The following is a 16,305-nucleotide window of genomic DNA, read 5'->3' as shown; positions in this document are numbered from 1 at the left end:
CTCAGAGCAGCTTGCCCGGGTTCATGAGGTGGTTGGGGTCGAGCGCCTGCTTGATGCGCATCATCAGTTCGAACTCCAGCGCCGGCTTGTAGTGGCGCATCTCGTCGCGCCGCAACTGGCCGATGCCATGCTCGGCGCTGATGCTGCCGCCCATGTGCGTGACCAGGTCGTGCACCACGCGGTTGAGCAGTTCGGTCTGCGCGGCCAGCTGCTCGGCCGTGATGTCGGCCGGCATCAGCACGTTGTAGTGCAGGTTGCCATCGCCCAGGTGGCCGAAGTTGATGATGTTCACGCCGGGCTGCACCGCACGCAGCGCCGCATCGGCCTGCCGCGCGAAATCGGCCAGCGACGAGATCGGCAGCGCGATGTCGTGCTTGATGGCCTTGCCCGCGCGCACCTGCGCCTGCGAGATGCCTTCGCGGATCTTCCAGAAGGCCGTCGTCTGCGCCTGGCTGCGGCTCACCGCCACGTCCTCGGCCAGGCCGCTTTCCAGCGCGGCGCCCAGGCCTTCTTCGAGCAATTCGTCGAGCCCTTCCTGCTGCGTGTCGGCCAGCTCGACCAGCGCGTGGAAGGCGTGCGTGCCGGCCAGCGGCGCACGCGTGTCGACCACGTGCTGCAGCACCAGCGCGAGCGACGCGTCGGACATCATCTCGAAGGCCACCAGCCGCTCACCGCCGCGGGAACGCAGCAGCGACAGCAGGCTGATCAGCGAGTCGAGCGACGACGCACCGACCCAGGCCGTGGCACGGCCCAGCGGCTTCGGAAACAGCTTGAGCACCGCCGCCGTGATGATGCCGAGCGTGCCTTCCGACCCGATGAACAGGTGCCGCAGGTCGTAGCCGGTGTTGTCCTTGCGCAGCGCGCGCAGGCCGTTCCACACGCGGCCGTCGGGCAGCACGGCCTCGATGCCGAGCACCAGGTCGCGCGTGTTGCCGTAGCGCAGCACGGCGATGCCGCCCGCATTGGTCGCGAGGTTGCCGCCGATGGTGCAGCTGCCTTCGGAGCCCAGGCTCAGCGGGAAGAAGCGCTCCACGTCCTGCGCGGCCTGCTGCACGTGCGCCAGCAGCACGCCGGCTTCGGCCGTCAGCGTGTTGTTGATCGGGTCGACCGCGCGGATCGCGTTCATGCGGGACATGTTCAGCACGACCTGCGCGCCGCTCGCATCCGGCGTGGCGCCGCCGCTCATGCCGGTGTTGCCGCCCTGGGCGACGACCGGCGTGTGCGTCTCGTGGCAGATGCGGATCACCGCCGCGGTCTCGTCGGTGTCTCGCGGGCGCACCACCAGCGCGGTGCGTCCGCGCCACTTGCCGAGCCAGTCGGTCAGGTAGGGCGCCTGCGCCTCGGTGTCGGTGATCAGGCCGGCATCGCCGACCACGGCGTGCAGCCGGCGGATCAGCTCGGGATGGGGCGCGGCCGGAGCCTGCGCGAAGTCGGCGGGGGAGTACATCGCTCGTGTCCTGCGGGGGTGTCTGTGTTCGTGGGTGGAAAGGGTCTACCAGCCGAGCTGGACGCGGCCCAGCGCCATCGCGACGGCCGCCTGGGTCGGCTCGACCACCGGCAGCCCGGTGGCTTCCTGCAGCGGCTCGCGGAACGGCGCCATGCCGGCGCAGCCCATCACCAGCACCTGGGCGCCGCGCTCGTCGCGCAGCCGGCGCCCGGCGTCGCACATGGCGGCCAGCGTGGCTTCGCGGTTGGCCAGTTGCGACACGCCGCGGCCGATCGCGAACTCGCCGGCCAGCCGCTGCGTCACGCCCATCGCGCCCCAGTTGCGCAGGTGGCGCGGAATGGAGCGCGGCAGGATCGCGATCACGCCGAAGGTCTGACCCATCGAGAGCGCCGTCAGCACGCCCGACTCGCTGATGCCCAGGGCCGGCATCCGCACGGTCTCGCGCAGCAGGTGCAGTCCGGGGTCGCTGAAGCAGGCGACCACGAAGGCGGCCGCGTCGTCCTGGTGCGCTTGCGCGAACGCGTGGACGGCCAGCGCCGCGCGGTCGACGTCCTGTTGCGACTCGACGCCCGGCGGGCCGTCGGCCAGCGTGACGCAGCGGATGTCGGGTCCGCCGGCGAGGCGCAGCGACGCGACCGCGGCGTCGAGTTCCGCGGTCACCGCGGCATTGCTGTTGGGGTTGATGACGTAGATGGCCTTGGGCATGACTCAGTCTAGGACGGCGTGCGCGGCATGGCACTTGCTAACTTGTGCGTCGTCATTAACCCTTTGTTATGGATGGTGCGTCGGCACCGGATTCATGTCTCTCAACCTCCGGCAGATCGAGGTGTTCCGCGCCGTGATGATCACGGGCTCCATCAGCGGCGCCTCGCAACTGCTGTTCGTCTCGCAGCCGGCCATCAGTCGCCTGCTCTCCCATACCGAGGCACGCGTCGGCTTCGCCTTGTTCGAGCGCATCAAGGGCCGCCTCTATGCGACGCCCGAGGCCAAGAAGCTGTTCCGCGAAGTCGAGCACGTCTATGCGGGCGTGCAGCGCGTGAACGAGCTCGCGCGCGACCTGCAGGAGAACCGCGAAGGCATCCTGAACATCGTCTCCAGCCCGAGCGTCGGGCAGATGGTCATTCCGCAGGCGGTCGCGGCATTCAGGGCGCGCCATCCGAACGTGAAGATCACCTTCCAGTACCTCGGCTACACGCCGCTGGTGGAGCGCATCCTCAATCACCAGGCCGATATCGCCGTCACGATCCTGCCGGTCGAGCACCCGAACCTGGAGATGACCTCGCTCGGCACGGGGCGGCTGGTCTGCATCTGCCCCTACAACCACCCGCTGTCGCGCCGGGCCACGCTCTCCGTGGCCGACCTGCTGCCCTATCCGCTGATCTCGTACGACCGCAGTTCGCCCTTCGGCAAGATGGTCGGCGAGCTGTTCGAGGCGGCCGGCGAAACCGTGCGCGCCGCGGTCGAGGTCGGCTCCCCGCAGAACGCGTGCTCGCTGGTGCAGGCCGGTGCGGGCATCGCGCTGGTCGACGAGTTCTCGGTGCGCAGCTGGCCCGCGAGCCAGCTCGTGGTGCGTCCGGTGCAAGGCACTCCCACCTTGCACGCCAACCTGGTGCATCCGCGTTTCGAGCCGATGTCGCAACTGGCCCAGTCCTTCGTGAAGGTGCTGCGCCAGCTGATGAAGAGCGAAGGCTTCGCGACCGCGCAGGTGCCCGTGTCCGTGGACGCCTGAACCACCCGCCATTAACAAGGCGTTAAGGGCTGCCCACAAAAAGGCACGCGACACCACGGGGTTGCGCCCGAATAATTTCTCCAACGCCACGCACTCGCATGGCCACAGAGAGACCACCGCATGACTTCGATCGTTACCTCCTCCACCGACCCGCTTGCAAAAGCCCGCGGCGTGTTCACCATCTGCCCCACGCCCTTCGGCGAAGACGGCGCGCTCGACCTGGCGAGCATCGCCTCGCTGGTCGCGTTCCAGATCGAAGCCGGCGTCACCGGCCTGGCGATCCTGGGCTTCCTGGGCGAGGCGCACAAGCTGTCGCAGGCGGAGCGCACGCAGGTCGTCGCCAGCTTCGTGAAGGAAGCGGCCGGCCGCGTACCGGTGTGGGTGGGCGTGCGCGCCCTCGGCATTGCCGGCGCCATCGAGCAGGCCCGCGAGGCCGAGGCCCTGGGTGCCGAGGCCGTGTTCGCCGCGCCGATGGACAAGGCCTCCGACGCGCAGCAGTTCGCCTATTACCAGGAGCTGGCGCGCGCCGTGAAGATCCCGGTCGTGATCCATGACTTCCCCGATTCCTTCGGCACCGAGATCAGCGCCGAGCTGGTCGCGCGCCTGGGCCGCGAAGGCGGCGTCGGCATGATCAAGATGGAAGAGCCGCCGGTCGGCCAGAAGATCTCGAAGATCCTCGACCTGGCCGAGGGCTCGATGCGCGTGTTCGGCGGGCTGGGTGGCGTGTACTTCCTCGAGGAGCTGCAGCGCGGCGCGGTCGGCACCATGACCGGCTTTGCCTTCCCCGAGATCCTGGTGCGCATCCATGCGCAGTTCGCGGCCGGCGACCTGGTCGGCGCGGCCGCCACCTTCGACCGCTACTGCCCGCTGATCCGCTACGAGTTCCAGCCCAAGATCGGCCTGGCGCTGCGCAAGTACACCTACCAGAAGCGCGGCGTGATCGCGAGCAGCGCCATCCGTTCGCCCGGCATGCGCATCGACGCGCTGACCGCGCGCGAGCTCGAAGCCACCGTGGCCCGCGTCGGCCTGTCGCTCGAACACCGCGGCGTGTTCGCCATCGCCTGAGGACGCCGCCCCATGAAACTCGGAATCGAAGGACGCCACGCGCTGGTCTGCGCATCGAGCCGCGGCCTGGGCCGTGCCTGTGCGCTGTCGCTGGCGCGCGAAGGCTGCGAGCTCACGCTGGTGGCGCGTACCGCCGCCACGCTCGAAGCCACGGCCGAGGCGATCCGCGCCGAGACCGGCGTGCGCGTCAACGTGGTCGCTGCCGACATCACGACGCCCGAAGGCCGCGCGGCCGTGCTGGCCGTCTGCCCGTCGCCCGACATCCTCGTGAACAACGCGGGCGGTCCGCCGCCCGGCGACTTCCGCGACTGGAACCGCGACACCTGGCTCGCCGCGATCGACGCCAACATGCTCACGCCGATCGAGCTGATCAAGGCCACGGTCGACGGCATGATGGCGCGCGGTTTCGGCCGGATCGTCAACATCACCTCGGGCGCGGTGAAGGCGCCGATCGACATCCTGGGCCTGTCCAACGGCGCACGCTCCGGGTTGACCGGCTTCGTCGCCGGACTGGCCCGCACGACGGTGGCGCGCAACGTCACCATCAACAACCTGCTGCCCGGTCCGTTCGAGACCGACCGCCTGGTCGACACCGCCACCAAGTGGGCACAGAAGAGCGGCCGCACGGTCGCGCAGGAACTCGACGCGCGCCGCGCCGCCAACCCGGCGAAGCGCCTGGGCGACCCGGCCGAGTTCGGCGATGCCTGCGCCTACCTGTGCAGCGCGCAGGCCGGCTTCATCACCGGGCAGAACCTGCTGATGGACGGCGGCGTGTACCCCGGCACCTTCTGAGCGCCGCCTGAGCATCTCCCGAGCGAAACGACCATGTCCACTTCCTTCGACCTCACGATCCGCGGCGGCCGCGTCTGCAATGCCGACGGCAGCATCGACGCCGACGTGGGCGTGCGCGACGGCCGCATCGCCGCCATCGCGCCCGGCCTGCCGCCGGGCCGCGAGGACGTGGACGCGACCGGCCGCTGGGTGCTGCCCGGCGGCATCGACAGCCACTGCCACATCGAGCAGCTCTCGGGCATGGGCGTGATGTGCGCGGACGACTTCTATTCCGGCACCGTGTCGGCGGCCTTCGGCGGCACGACCACCATCCTGTCGTTCGCGGCCCAGCACCGCGAGGACAGCATCCCCGAGGTGCTCGACGCCTATGCGAAGCTGGCGCGCGAGAAGGCGGTGATCGACTACGGCTTCCACCTGATCCTCACGCGGCCCGACGAGGAGGCGCTGAAGGTGCACCTGCCGGCGGCGATCCGCGGCGGCATCACCTCGCTGAAGGTCTACATGACCTACGACCGGCTGCGGCTGGACGACCATGCGCTACTCGACGTCATGGCCACCGCCGGCCGCGAAGGCGCGATGGTGATGGTGCATGCCGAGAACCACGACATGATCCGCTGGATCGCGCACCGCCTGCTGGAGCGCGGCCACGTGGCGCCGAAGTTCCACGGCGTGGCGCACGACCCGCTGGCCGAAACCGAGGCGACGAACCGCGCGATCCTGCTGTCGCGCCTGGTCGACGTGCCGGTGCTGATCGTCCACGTCGCGGGCGCCGAGACGGTCGAGGTCATCCGCCAGGCGCGCCGCCTGGGCGCGCAGGTGCATGCCGAGAGCTGCCCGCAGTACCTGTTTCTCGAAGCGTCGGACGCCGACCTGCCGGGCGTCGAAGGCGCCAAGTTCTGCTGCAGCCCACCGCCGCGCGACAAGGCCTCGCAGGAGGCCGTCTGGGCCGGCCTGCTCGACGGCACGCTGGGCGTGTATTCGTCCGACCACGCACCGTACCGCTTCGATGCGTCGGGCAAGCTGCCCAAGGGCGACGCCACGACCTTCAAGGAAATGGCCAACGGCGTGCCGGGCATCGAGCTGCGGCTGCCGCTGCTGTTCTCCGAGGGCGTGATGAAGGGCCGCATGTCGGTCGAGCAGTTCGTCGCGCTGACCTCCACCAACCATGCGCACATGTACGGCCTGGCGCCGCGCAAGGGTGCCATCGCCGTGGGCGCGGACGCCGACATCGCCATCTGGAACCCGACGCGCGAAGTCGCGGTGAGCGCCGGGATGCTGCACGACAACGTGGGCTACACGCCGTACGAAGGCATGCAGCTCACGGGCTGGCCCGAAGAGGTGTTCAGCCGCGGCCGTCCGGTGGTGCGCGCAGGTGCGCTGCATGCCGAACGCGGCTCCGGCCTCTTCGTCGCACGCGGCCCGTCGAAGCCGCTCGGCGCGCCCACGCCGGCGGCTGGCGGGCGTGGCGCGTTCAGCGCGCTCGTCGGGCTGGAGCGCGCCGCCTGACACCTGCCGATCCACATCGATTTCCGTTTTCCTTCCCTGGCCTGTTTCACCGTCGCTTTCTTTTTCAGGAGCTGAATCCATGTCGTCCCCGAACTTCTCCCTCTTCCGCGTCGCCGCGTTGACGCTCGCCCTGGGCACCGTGTTCGGCGCTGCCGCGCAGGAACCCGCGCCGCTCAAGACCGCACTCGACCCGACCTTCGCGCCGCAGGCCATGGTCAAGCTCGGCGGCGGCATCCAGGGCTTCAACGTCGAGCTCGGCGAAGAACTGGCCAAGCGCCTGCATCGCAAGCTCGACATCGAGGCGACCGAGTTCTCCGGCCTCGTGCCCGGCCTGAACAGCGGCAAGTACGACTTCCTGCTCGCACCCGTCACCGTGACGCCCGAGCGCGCCAAGACGCTGCTCTTCACCGAGGGCTACACCGAGACCAACTACACATTCCTCGGCCGCAAGAGCGCGCCGAAGCTGGAGACGCTCGAAGCGCTCAAGGGCAAGGTCGTGGCCGTGAACAAGGGCTCCAACTACGAAGGCTGGGCCAAGGACAACGCCGAGAAATACGGCTTCAAGTACGACGTGTACGGCACCAACGCCGACGCGATCCAGGCCGTGATGTCGAGCCGCGCGGACTACAACCTCGCCGGCAACACCGTCGTCGGCTGGGCCGCCAAGCAGAACGCCGCGCTGCAGACCGGCTACACGGTCAAGACCGGCCTGGTCTGGGCCATTCCGTTCCGCCTGAACGACAAGGCCGGCCGCGACCTGGTGTCGAACGCGCTCAAGTGCATGAAGCTCGATGGCACCATCGCCAAGCTGGCGACCAAGTGGTATGGCGTCGAACCCGCGGCCGGCAGCGTCGAGAAGACCGTCGCCCCGGGCCATGGCGTGCCCGGCACCGAGAACTACGACGCGACCCCGGTCACGCCGAAGTGCTCCTGATCTGACGCACCCATGAATGCTCCCATCCTCGAGCTGGTCGGCCTGCGCAAGTCCTATGGGGCGCAGGAGGTCCTGCGCGGCGTCGACCTGCGCGTGCGGCCGGCCGAGCTGGTGTGCGTGATCGGGCCGTCCGGCTCCGGCAAGAGCACCATGCTGCGCTGCTGCAACCGGCTCGAGGAGCCGAGCGGCGGGCAGGTCGTGGTCGACGGGCTGGACATCATGCGGCCCGGCGTCGACGTGAACCGCGTGCGCCAGGGTGTCGGCATGGTGTTCCAGCATTTCAACCTGTACCCGCACCTGAGCGTGCTGGGCAACGTCACGCTCGCACTGCGCCGCGTGCAGGGCCACGGCAAGGCCGCGGCCGAGCAGATCGGCCGCGAGGCGCTGGCGCAGGTCGGCCTGGCGGAGAAGGCCGACGCCTTTCCGGCCCAGCTCTCGGGCGGGCAGCAACAGCGCGTGGGCATCGCGCGCGCGGTGGCGCTCAAGCCCAAGGTCATGCTGTTCGACGAGCCGACGAGCGCGCTCGACCCCGAACTGGTCGACGAAGTGCTGCGCGTGATGCGCGCGCTGCGCGACAGCGGCATGACCATGCTGGTCGTGACGCACGAGATGGCCTTCGCGCATGCGGCAGCCGATCGCGTGGTCTTCATGGACGGCGGCGTCGTGGCCGAGGAGGGCAGCGCCGCCGACATCTTCGAACGGCCGCAGAACCTGCGCACGCGCAGCTTCGTGGGCCGCTACATGAACGCCAAGACGGCGAGCGCGGCATGAAGGTGTCTCCATGAGCGGCCCCAGCTCCGGCCTGCTGTTCACCTTCTTCAACCCGGCGGTCGCCGCGCAGTACTGGCGCGAGATCGCCTGGGGCATGGTGGTCACCGTCGGCGTCGGCGTCGCGGTGGTCGTGACCGGCGTGCTGTGGGGCCTGGCGCTGGCCATCGCGCGCGCCACCGACCGTGCCCTGCTGCGGGTGCCGGTGGTCGTGTTCTCCGACGTGCTGCGCTCGCTGCCGCCGCTGGTCATCATCATCGTGCTGTATTTCGGCCTGCCCTCGCTCGGGCTGCCGCTGTCGTCCTTCACCGCCACCTGGCTGTCGCTGTCGATGGTGCTGGCCGCCTATGCGCAGGAGAGCATCTTTGCCGGCATGTCCTCGCTGCCGCACGGCCAGATGGAGGCCGCGCGTTCCACCGGCCTGGGCTGGTGGCAGGCGATGCGCTGGGTGGTGCTGCCGCAGGCGCTGCGCCGCGCCGTGCCGCCGCTCACCAACCGCGTGATCTCCACCACCAAGAACACCGCGCTCGGCTCGGTCGTGGCGCTCGGCGAGATCCTGAGCAACGCGCAGGCCGCGTCCGCCGTGGCCGGCAATCCGACGCCGCTGACCGTCGGGGCCTTCATGTACCTGCTGGTCTTCCTGCCCATCGTGGTGTTCGCGCGCTGGCTCGAACACCGCGCCGGCCGGCATTGAACGGGAACGACCGATGGACGCCCTGATCGAGAACTTCTTCAACCTGCCGGTCTACGGCCAGGTGCTGCCCTATCTGCTGGGCGGGCTCTGGACCACGCTGTGGCTGTCGGTCATCGTGATACCGCTGGGCGCGGCTGCGGGACTGGCGCTGGCACTCGGCCAGACGCAGTCGACGCGCCGCTCTGTGCGCTGGGCGATCGTCGCCTTCATCGACTTCTTCCGCGCCTTCCCGCCGCTGGTGCTGCTGATCTTCCTGTACTTCGGCCTGCCCTTCCTGGGCGGCGACGTGCCCAAGCTGGGCGCGGTCGTGATCGCGTTCGTGCTGAACAACGCGAGCTACTTCGCCGAGGTGTTCCGCGCCGGCCTGGAGGCGGTGCCCAGGGGCCAGATGGAGGCCGCGCGCTCCACCGGCCTCACCAAGATGCAGGCGCTGCGCCACGTCGTGCTGCCGCAGGCCGTGCGCAACGTGCTGCCCGACCTGCTGGGCAACTGCATCGAGATCGTCAAGCTCACCACCATCGCGAGCGTGGTCGGCCTGCCCGAACTGCTGCGCGCGGCGCGCGACACGCAGTCGCTGGTCTACAACCCGTCGCCGATCGTGCTGGCGGCACTGCTGTACCTCGCACTGCTGTGGCCGATGACGCGCCTGCTGGCGCGGCTGGAGCGCCGGCGCACGCAGACGGGCCACTGAGCGACCGGGCGCCGGCCCCGGGGCGGCCCGCATTGCCGCATCGGCGCTTTCTGCGGGAGACTCGGTGGCTTCAGTCAGCTCACCCGGGAGAAAGCGCAATGGTCCGATCGATCTGGATGGCCGCCACGGCGATGTCGACGGGGTTGGCGGTTTCGGCGGGGTTGGCGCTGCTGGCCGTTGCGCCGGCCCATGCGACGGTCGCTGCGCCGATGGCGTTTTCGGTGTTCCGGCCCTGTGGCGACAGCGGCGATGCCTGCGCACCGCAGGTGCTGGCGCAAGGGTCCGTCGAACGCGACTCGGGCGCGAAGCTCGAACGCTTCCTGCAGGACGCGCAGGCCCGTGGCGAACCCTTGCCGCCGCATCCCGTCGTCGCCTTCGACAGCCCGGGTGGCAGCGTCGCCGGCAGCATGGCGATGGGGCGGCTGATCCGCCGGCTGCAACTGTCGACGCGTGTGGCCGGCACGTACCTGCGAGCCGACGGCACCGGCATTGCCGGCACGGCGTCTTCGGCCTTCGTCAGCGGTGCCGTGTGCGCCTCGGCCTGCACGCTGGCTTTCATGGGCGGCGTCCGGCGGACCGTGGCCGAAGGCGGCCGCTTCGGTGTCCACCAGTTCGCCTCGCGCGCCGGCAACATCGGCGACAGCGCCACGCAGACCACGCTGGTGGTCCTGTCGCGCTACGTGGAAGACATGGGGCTGGACCGGCGCATCGTCGACATCGCATCGGTCGTTCCGCCGGACAAGATGTACTGGCTGTCGTCCGCGCAGATGCGCACGCTCAAGGTCGACAGCATCGGCGGCGCACTGGTGCGGTGGGAGATCGGCGCGCGTGCCGACGGCCTGCCCTTCCTGCGGGTGCGCCAGCCCCTTTCGCCCGGGCGGGAGGCGACGCTGGTGTTGACCGTCGTCGACGGCCGCCTGGTGGTGGCGGCCGGCCTCGCCATGCGCCGGTCGCTGTTGCCCGACGCGCGCATCGCCAGCTTCCCGGTCGGCCAGATGCCGCAGATCGTCATCGAGGTCGACGGCGAGCGCCTGCGCACCGAGCCGCTGCGCGCGTGGAGCCAGGGTGCGGAGGCGGCCGACGTGGTGAGCTACCGCGCGACCTCGGCCCTGGACCCGCAGGCGCTGGAGCGGCTCGGCCGCGCCCGGACGCTGGGCATCGTCGACAAGTCGACGGGTGCGGCGCCCGAGTTCTCGTTCGACACGCCGTTGTCGGTCGACAACCTCGCTGCGGGAACGGGCCTGCTGATGCGGGCGAAGTGATGACCGGTGCCGTCAGGCGCCTCGGGCGAAGCGCCGGTACACCCGTGCCATCGGGCCCGTCGCCACGTTCAGCGCCAGCGCCCACAAGGCATTGCCGGGGCTGGCAAAGCTCACGGCGAAGGTCAGGACGCAGGAGGTGAACAGCACCACCAGCGACACGCGGCGAACCAGCCAGTTCTCGTCGCGTATCGGTTCGGGCAGCACCGACATCAGGATGAAGGCGGTGCCCGCCACGAGGCCGAGGTTGGTCGCATACAGCGCGGTCGCCGCGGCGTCGGCCGTGAAGCGGCCCATGACCACCGTGGAAAAGGGCAGCAGCGTGACGAACAGCAGGTACAGCAGGCACCATCTCGCATAGGCGGACCCCACCGTTTCGCTGCGCGAGCGGACCCTGATCAGCGAGAGCCAGCTGACGCCGAGCAGGTAGAAGCTCAGCAGGTACGGGACGAGTTTCGGTGTGAGTGCGACCAGCGCCCGGACGAGCGAGGCTTCGTCCGTCGGACCGGCGTCTTCCGGTATCCGGAGGTCGAGCACGAGCAGGGTCATCGCCACGGCAAAGATGCCGTCGGTGAGCGCTTCGAGGCGGTTCTTCGGATACATGGGGCCGATGTCCTTCGTCAGTCGACGGGGTCGAATGCCGTGCAGTGTTGCACGGCATGCGCCTCGTGCCTGCCCCACGTTCCAGGGGCCACCGGATCAGAGGACGGGCGGAAGCTGCCGTGGAATGCGCTCGACGGCCTGCTTCGGCACGAAGAGCCGGGCGCCGCAGCCCCGGCATTCGTACAGGCGCTTGGACGACACGAGCCGCATCCACCACGTCCGATGGATGCGCACCAGCTCGCGTTCGTCGCAGGTGCAGAGGGTCGGGGCCGCACGTGTCCTCATTCTTTTTCTCTCCGTCGGATCGGTGAGCGAGCTTGCCGTGCGAACCTGAGGGAAGCCTGACCGGCCGAACGCGCCCCGATCCTCGGCAGCAACGCCTTCGACGGGTTGCCGCGCGACAGCGCAATGGTTCTTCTAGCGAACGACGATGGCCCTCGGCTCCAGGAATGCCTCCAGGCCGAACAGGCCGTTCTCCCTGCCGATGCCCGACTGCTTCAGTCCGCCGAAAGGTGCGAGCGGGTCCGTCATGATCCGATTGACGAGGACCGTTCCGGCTTCGAGTCGCTCTGCGACATGCCGGCCTCGTTCTGCATCCGAGGAGAACACATAGGCCTGCAACCCATAGATCGAGTCGTTGGCCATCGCGATGGCGTCGGCGTCGTCGGCATAGGACAGGATCGAAAGTACCGGCCCGAATATCTCCTCGCGTGCGATGTCCATGTCATTGCGCACGTGCGCGAAGACGGTGGGCCTTGCGAAGAAGCCGGTTTCCAAACCGTCGGGCCGGCCCTCGCCACCCGCGACGAGCGTGGCTCCCTGCGCCAGGCCCCGCCGGATGTAGCGCTGGATCCGCTCGTACTGGCCGATGCTGGCGAGCGGACCGATGTCGGTGGCCGCATCCTGCGGACGGCCCACGCGCAGGGCTGCGACATGCGCCTGCACGCGCGAAATGGCTTCATCCAGCCCTTGCGCTGGTACCAGCAGGCGCGTGCCCGCCACACAGGCCTGGCCGTTGTTCATGAAGGCGGCACCCAGGGCCTGGGGAATCGCCTGCGAGAAGTCGGCGTCGTCGAGGACGATGCTGGCCGACTTCCCCGTCAGGCCCAGGCTCACGCGCTTCAGGGTGCCGACCGCCGCCTGCGCGATGATCTTGCCCGTCTGCGTAGAGCCGGTGAACGAGATCTTGGCGACGTCGGGGCTGGTGCTCAGTTCGTCGCCTACATCGTCGCCACGGCCCAGCAGGATGTTGAAGACGCCTGCGGGCAAGCCCGCGGCGTGCAGGGCCTCGGCGGTCACCTCGGTCTGCCAGGGACTCAGCTCGCTGGGCTTGATGACGCTGGCGCAGCCGGCGGCGATGGCGGAGGCCAGCTTGTTGCAGATCGTCCCCGCGACGCTGTTCCAGGGTGCGATCAAGGCGGCGACGCCGACCGGCTCCATGCGCACGACGGTATCGCCGATGCGGCGCGTGAAGTCGTAATCGCGAAGGATCTCCGCGGTCCTGGCAAAGCATTGCGATGCGTATTGGCTGACCCATTGCGAACGCGACAGCGGCCCGCCGTATTCCTCGATGGTGACGTCCCGGATCCGGTCGGCGCCGGCAAGCACCGCGGCTTCCAGCCGCTTCAGCATCTCGATTCGCTCCGCCTTGGTGGTCCTGCCCATCCAGGCCTGCACGCGGCTGGCTGCGGCAATGGCCGACCGGGCATCGTCGCGATTGGCCAGTGTGGTGTGTCCGATGACTCGTTCCGTCGTCGGGTCGATGCTTCGAAGCACCGTATCGCCTTGCACGGGCACGAAGCCGCCGTCGATATAGGCCTTGTTGAATTCACGCATGACTGCTCCTTGAAATATCGCCGAGGGAACGACGGGAGCGGCAGTCTAGGCAGTGGCTTTTGTTCCGACAATATGTCCAAACCGCGATGAGTCATGCTGATAATCAGCACAATGCACAAGAGTGGACTCATCGATCTCCAGGTGTTGCTCGCCGTCGCCCGGCGACACAGCTTCCGTGCCGCGGCGGCCGAACTGGACATGTCGACGTCGGCGGTCAGCAGTGCCGTCGCCGGATTGGAGGCACGCCTGGGCGTGCGGCTTTTCCATCGAACGACCCGCAGCGTGGCGCTAACGGATGCGGGCCGGCTGTTCGTCGAACAGATCGCACCGGCGGTCAAGCAGATCCAGGACGCGGAGGCCACCGTCAACGACCGACGGCTGAGTCCCTCGGGAACGCTCCGGATCAACAGCTCGCTCGGCGCGGCGCTGATGAGCTACGGTCCGTTGCTCGGCGAGTTCTCGCGGCGCTATCCCGATGTGACGCTGGACATCGTGACGGAAGGGCAGATGGTCGACATCATTGCCGACGGTTTCGACGCCGGACTGCGGCCGAGCCATCTCGTTCCGAAGGACATGATCCGTGTGGAGCTCGGCTCCGGCGTGCAGATGGCCATCGTCGGGTCCCCCGAGTATTTCGCGCGATACCCGAAGCCGCGCCAGGTCGCTGACCTGGCCGGCCACAGGTGCATCCGGGCGCGGCTTCCCAACGGCGCACTCTCGCCGTGGCAGCTGGTCGCGAACGCAAAGCCCGTCCATGTCGACGTACCGGGCTCGCAGGTGTTCGATGCCCCGCTGCTCATGCGGGAAGCCGCGCGCAGCGGCATGGGCCTGGCGCAACTGGCGCGCTGGTATGTGGCGGACGACATTGCCGATGGCCGCTTGAGCACCGTGCTCGACGACTGCGCACCGCAGTCGCCGGGGCTGTGTCTCTACTACTCGGGACATCGCCATGTGCCCGCGGCGCTGCGTGCGCTGGTGGCCCTCGTGCATGAAATCCGCGCGCGGCCCGAAGGGTAGGCCGGCGCGTCGCGCATCACGTCCATTCGCAGACGACCGGCCCCGGAGAGTTTTGTATAGTTTTGTACGCGTGCCCTGGAGGCGCTACATGGGGTCAGGAATCCCCTCGGGCGGGGCGCGGGGCGGTTGAACAATCGCGCCGTCATTTCGACAGGCAACCCCTTGGAGGATTCACCATGACCGCAGCAGGAGACAAGGTTCTCTACACAGGCCGCACGCACACCACCGGCGGCCGCAACGGCGTGTCGCGCAGCGACGATGGCCGTCTGGACATCGTGCTCACACGCTTCGGCGCCGTCGGCAACGGCACCAATCCCGAGCAGCTGTTCGCGGCGGGCTGGTCCGCCTGCTTCATGGGTGCGATGGCGCGTGCGGCGCAGCCTCTCGGCCTGAAGCTGCCGGACGACGTGGCCGTCGACGCCGAGGTCGATCTCGTGCAAGGTGCCGATGGCTTCGCGCTGTCGGCTCGCCTGAAAGTGACCGTGCCCGGCATCGACCGCGACAAGGCGCTGGCCGTCGTGCAGGGCGCGCACCAGCTGTGCCCCTATTCCAGGGCGATCCGAGGCAACATCGAGGTCGATCTGTCTGTCGCCTGAACACGGCGCGTCCCGCCCGGGCCGGGCCCACACCACAAGGAATCCCGTGTCCGCATTTCTCCGGCGCCTGTGGCCGTCCACCCTGCTGGCACGGGTGACCTTGCTGGTGGTGCTGGGCATGGCCGTCGCGCAGCTGCTCACGTACGTGGCGATCCGCTACGAACGCGGGCAGACGCTCATGAACCTGATGATCAGCGGTGTCGAACGCGACATCGCGAGTTCGGTGGCGATCCTCGACCGCCTGCCCGCCGGAGAACGCCGCGAGTGGTTCCAGAAGCTCGAGCGCCCGAACTACAGCTTCTCGCTGGAAGGTGTCGTCGACACGCCGCCACCGACTTCGCCGGCATTGAGCCGTTTCGTGGACGTGCTGGTGAACGCGCTGCGCCCCTACCCGGTCGTGTCCGTGGGTCAGCTGAGCGGTGTGCGCGAAGCGGTTCGCCTGCAGGTCCGGCTCGGTGACGGCACGTCGCTCTATGTCCTGGCGCGCCGGGTGCCGATGCCGGTCTCGGACTGGGTCACCTGGCTTCTGCTGTCCCAACTGCTGGTGCTGGCGGCCTTCGCCTGGCTCGGCATCCGCCTGGTCACGCGGCCCCTCGAGCGTCTCGCGGTCGCGGCGGACCGGCTCGGCCCGGACCTGCAGCCGTCGGTCGTCCCTGAGACCGGGTCCATCGAGGTGAGGAGAGCCGCGCGTGCCTTCAACGCGATGCAGAAGCGCATGGCCGGCTACCTGCATGAGCGCATGCAGATCCTCGCGTCGATCTCGCACGACCTGCAGACGCCCATCACCCGCATGCGTCTTCGCGTCGACCTCATGGAGGGCATGCCCGAGGCCGACAAGTTCCGCCAGGACCTCGAAGCCATGCGCCTGCTGGTGCAGGAAGGCGTGACCTATGCGAAGACGCTGCAGGGCTCCGACGAGAAGGTGCGCCGCCTGGACATCGACGCCCTGGTGCGCAGCGTCGTCAACGACTATGCGGACACCGGCAGCCCGGTCACGATGGCGGGCGAGACGGGCGTGCCCCTCCAGACCCGCCCGAACGCGCTGCGCCGCGTCATCACCAACCTGGTCGACAACGCGCTGAAGTACGGGCAGAGCGCCGAGGTCGGCATACGGCTGCAGGCCGGGTGCCTGCACATCGACATCCGCGACGAAGGGCCGGGCATCCCTGAAGACCAGTTGGCGGCCGTGCTGCAGCCTTTCTACCGGGTCGAAAGCTCCCGCAACCGGGAAACCGGCGGCACCGGGCTGGGCCTTGCGATCGCGCACCAGCTGGCGCTGTCGCTGGGCGGAGAACTGTCGCTGCACAACCGTCCGGAGGGCGGTTTGCGGGCCAGCCTTCGATTGCCTGCCTGAACCATCATCACCAC

The 16,305-nt window shown here is 69.0% G+C and carries 17 protein-coding genes; 12 read left to right on the top strand and 5 right to left on the bottom strand.

All coding sequences use genetic code 11. From position 1 onward, the window contains the following. Window position 1: 1 nt before the first annotated feature. Both AC07PZ_RS16635 and AC07PZ_RS16630 read right to left on the bottom strand, forming a co-directional pair. Window positions 2–1,447 (bottom strand): FAD-binding oxidoreductase, encoded by a 1,446-nt coding sequence (locus AC07PZ_RS16635; protein WP_495296223.1) that lies wholly within the window; start codon window positions 1,445–1,447, stop codon window positions 2–4. 45 nt (window positions 1,448–1,492) lie between these two features. Next, a complete protein-coding gene (locus AC07PZ_RS16630) occupies window positions 1,493–2,152 on the bottom strand; it encodes an aspartate/glutamate racemase family protein (protein ID WP_495296222.1) in 660 nt (219 codons plus the stop codon). 94 nt (window positions 2,153–2,246) lie between these two features. Between AC07PZ_RS16630 and AC07PZ_RS16625 the strand changes: the two genes are divergently transcribed. The 9 genes from AC07PZ_RS16625 (at window position 2,247) to AC07PZ_RS16585 (ending at window position 10,888) form a co-directional block, all read left to right on the top strand. After that, on the top strand, window positions 2,247–3,176 hold the full coding sequence (locus tag AC07PZ_RS16625; RefSeq protein ID WP_495296221.1) for a LysR family transcriptional regulator: 930 nt from the start codon (window positions 2,247–2,249) through the stop codon (window positions 3,174–3,176). Between the two features lie 120 nt (window positions 3,177–3,296). Then, window positions 3,297–4,241 carry a dihydrodipicolinate synthase family protein gene (locus tag AC07PZ_RS16620; protein WP_495296220.1) on the top strand — a complete coding sequence of 315 codons (945 nt, stop codon included), beginning with the start codon at window positions 3,297–3,299 and terminating at the stop codon, window positions 4,239–4,241. 12 nt (window positions 4,242–4,253) lie between these two features. Then, window positions 4,254–5,033 carry an SDR family oxidoreductase gene (locus tag AC07PZ_RS16615; protein ID WP_495296219.1) on the top strand — a complete coding sequence of 260 codons (780 nt, stop codon included), beginning with the start codon at window positions 4,254–4,256 and terminating at the stop codon, window positions 5,031–5,033. Window positions 5,034–5,066: 33 nt separating this feature from the next. Then, a complete protein-coding gene (hydA, locus tag AC07PZ_RS16610; RefSeq protein ID WP_495296218.1) occupies window positions 5,067–6,539 on the top strand; it encodes a dihydropyrimidinase in 1,473 nt (490 codons plus the stop codon). A 79-nt stretch (window positions 6,540–6,618) separates the two neighbouring features. Then, a complete protein-coding gene (locus AC07PZ_RS16605; RefSeq protein ID WP_495296217.1) occupies window positions 6,619–7,473 on the top strand; it encodes a transporter substrate-binding domain-containing protein in 855 nt (284 codons plus the stop codon). 12 nt (window positions 7,474–7,485) lie between these two features. Further along, a complete protein-coding gene (locus tag AC07PZ_RS16600) occupies window positions 7,486–8,244 on the top strand; it encodes an amino acid ABC transporter ATP-binding protein (protein ID WP_495296216.1) in 759 nt (252 codons plus the stop codon). A 10-nt stretch (window positions 8,245–8,254) separates the two neighbouring features. Next, entirely contained in the window at window positions 8,255–8,935 is a 681-nt protein-coding gene (locus AC07PZ_RS16595) for an amino acid ABC transporter permease (RefSeq protein ID WP_495296215.1), read from the top strand. A 13-nt stretch (window positions 8,936–8,948) separates the two neighbouring features. Next, window positions 8,949–9,626, top strand: coding sequence for an amino acid ABC transporter permease (locus tag AC07PZ_RS16590; RefSeq protein WP_495296214.1), 678 nt, complete (start codon window positions 8,949–8,951; stop codon window positions 9,624–9,626). A 98-nt stretch (window positions 9,627–9,724) separates the two neighbouring features. Next, window positions 9,725–10,888 carry a COG3904 family protein gene (locus AC07PZ_RS16585; RefSeq protein WP_495296213.1) on the top strand — a complete coding sequence of 388 codons (1,164 nt, stop codon included), beginning with the start codon at window positions 9,725–9,727 and terminating at the stop codon, window positions 10,886–10,888. Window positions 10,889–10,900: 12 nt separating this feature from the next. On the opposite strand, the gene AC07PZ_RS16580 is transcribed toward AC07PZ_RS16585, so the two are convergent. The 3 genes from AC07PZ_RS16580 to AC07PZ_RS16570 all read right to left on the bottom strand — a co-directional run bounded on the left by AC07PZ_RS16580 (window position 10,901) and on the right by AC07PZ_RS16570 (window position 13,324). Further along, entirely contained in the window at window positions 10,901–11,488 is a 588-nt protein-coding gene (locus tag AC07PZ_RS16580) for a TMEM175 family protein (RefSeq protein WP_495296212.1), read from the bottom strand. 96 nt (window positions 11,489–11,584) lie between these two features. Beyond that, a complete protein-coding gene (locus tag AC07PZ_RS16575; protein WP_495296211.1) occupies window positions 11,585–11,773 on the bottom strand; it encodes a hypothetical protein in 189 nt (62 codons plus the stop codon). Window positions 11,774–11,905: 132 nt separating this feature from the next. Further along, window positions 11,906–13,324 carry an aldehyde dehydrogenase family protein gene (locus tag AC07PZ_RS16570; protein ID WP_495296210.1) on the bottom strand — a complete coding sequence of 473 codons (1,419 nt, stop codon included), beginning with the start codon at window positions 13,322–13,324 and terminating at the stop codon, window positions 11,906–11,908. A gap of 111 nt (window positions 13,325–13,435) precedes the next feature. Between AC07PZ_RS16570 and AC07PZ_RS16565 the strand changes: the two genes are divergently transcribed. The 3 genes from AC07PZ_RS16565 to AC07PZ_RS16555 all read left to right on the top strand — a co-directional run bounded on the left by AC07PZ_RS16565 (window position 13,436) and on the right by AC07PZ_RS16555 (window position 16,291). After that, window positions 13,436–14,341 carry a LysR family transcriptional regulator gene (locus AC07PZ_RS16565; RefSeq protein ID WP_495296209.1) on the top strand — a complete coding sequence of 302 codons (906 nt, stop codon included), beginning with the start codon at window positions 13,436–13,438 and terminating at the stop codon, window positions 14,339–14,341. Window positions 14,342–14,517: 176 nt separating this feature from the next. After that, window positions 14,518–14,937 carry an organic hydroperoxide resistance protein gene (locus tag AC07PZ_RS16560; protein WP_495296208.1) on the top strand — a complete coding sequence of 140 codons (420 nt, stop codon included), beginning with the start codon at window positions 14,518–14,520 and terminating at the stop codon, window positions 14,935–14,937. Between the two features lie 46 nt (window positions 14,938–14,983). Further along, the gene (locus AC07PZ_RS16555; protein WP_495296207.1) at window positions 14,984–16,291 is read left to right on the top strand and encodes an ATP-binding protein; all 1,308 of its coding nucleotides are present in this window, start codon (window positions 14,984–14,986) and stop codon (window positions 16,289–16,291) included. Window positions 16,292–16,305: the final 14 nt, after the last annotated feature.

The organism is Variovorax sp. GW821-FHT10B04 (genome assembly GCF_059415645.1).
This window is presented reverse-complemented; position numbering and strand designations above follow the sequence as displayed.

Excerpts from the sequence above, each read along its gene's own strand:
- AC07PZ_RS16635 (WP_495296223.1), bottom strand. The coding sequence starts at position 1,447 with ATGTACTCCCCCGCCGACTTCGCGCAGGCTCCGGCCGCGCCCCATCCC.
- AC07PZ_RS16630 (WP_495296222.1), bottom strand. The coding sequence starts at position 2,152 with ATGCCCAAGGCCATCTACGTCATCAACCCCAACAGCAATGCCGCGGTG.
- AC07PZ_RS16625 (WP_495296221.1), top strand. The coding sequence starts at position 2,247 with ATGTCTCTCAACCTCCGGCAGATCGAGGTGTTCCGCGCCGTGATGATC.
- AC07PZ_RS16620 (WP_495296220.1), top strand. The coding sequence starts at position 3,297 with ATGACTTCGATCGTTACCTCCTCCACCGACCCGCTTGCAAAAGCCCGC.
- AC07PZ_RS16615 (WP_495296219.1), top strand. The coding sequence starts at position 4,254 with ATGAAACTCGGAATCGAAGGACGCCACGCGCTGGTCTGCGCATCGAGC.
- hydA (WP_495296218.1), top strand. The coding sequence starts at position 5,067 with ATGTCCACTTCCTTCGACCTCACGATCCGCGGCGGCCGCGTCTGCAAT.
- AC07PZ_RS16605 (WP_495296217.1), top strand. The coding sequence starts at position 6,619 with ATGTCGTCCCCGAACTTCTCCCTCTTCCGCGTCGCCGCGTTGACGCTC.
- AC07PZ_RS16600 (WP_495296216.1), top strand. The coding sequence starts at position 7,486 with ATGAATGCTCCCATCCTCGAGCTGGTCGGCCTGCGCAAGTCCTATGGG.
- AC07PZ_RS16595 (WP_495296215.1), top strand. The coding sequence starts at position 8,255 with ATGAGCGGCCCCAGCTCCGGCCTGCTGTTCACCTTCTTCAACCCGGCG.
- AC07PZ_RS16590 (WP_495296214.1), top strand. The coding sequence starts at position 8,949 with ATGGACGCCCTGATCGAGAACTTCTTCAACCTGCCGGTCTACGGCCAG.
- AC07PZ_RS16585 (WP_495296213.1), top strand. The coding sequence starts at position 9,725 with ATGGTCCGATCGATCTGGATGGCCGCCACGGCGATGTCGACGGGGTTG.
- AC07PZ_RS16580 (WP_495296212.1), bottom strand. The coding sequence starts at position 11,488 with ATGTATCCGAAGAACCGCCTCGAAGCGCTCACCGACGGCATCTTTGCC.
- AC07PZ_RS16575 (WP_495296211.1), bottom strand. The coding sequence starts at position 11,773 with ATGAGGACACGTGCGGCCCCGACCCTCTGCACCTGCGACGAACGCGAG.
- AC07PZ_RS16570 (WP_495296210.1), bottom strand. The coding sequence starts at position 13,324 with ATGCGTGAATTCAACAAGGCCTATATCGACGGCGGCTTCGTGCCCGTG.
- AC07PZ_RS16565 (WP_495296209.1), top strand. The coding sequence starts at position 13,436 with ATGCACAAGAGTGGACTCATCGATCTCCAGGTGTTGCTCGCCGTCGCC.
- AC07PZ_RS16560 (WP_495296208.1), top strand. The coding sequence starts at position 14,518 with ATGACCGCAGCAGGAGACAAGGTTCTCTACACAGGCCGCACGCACACC.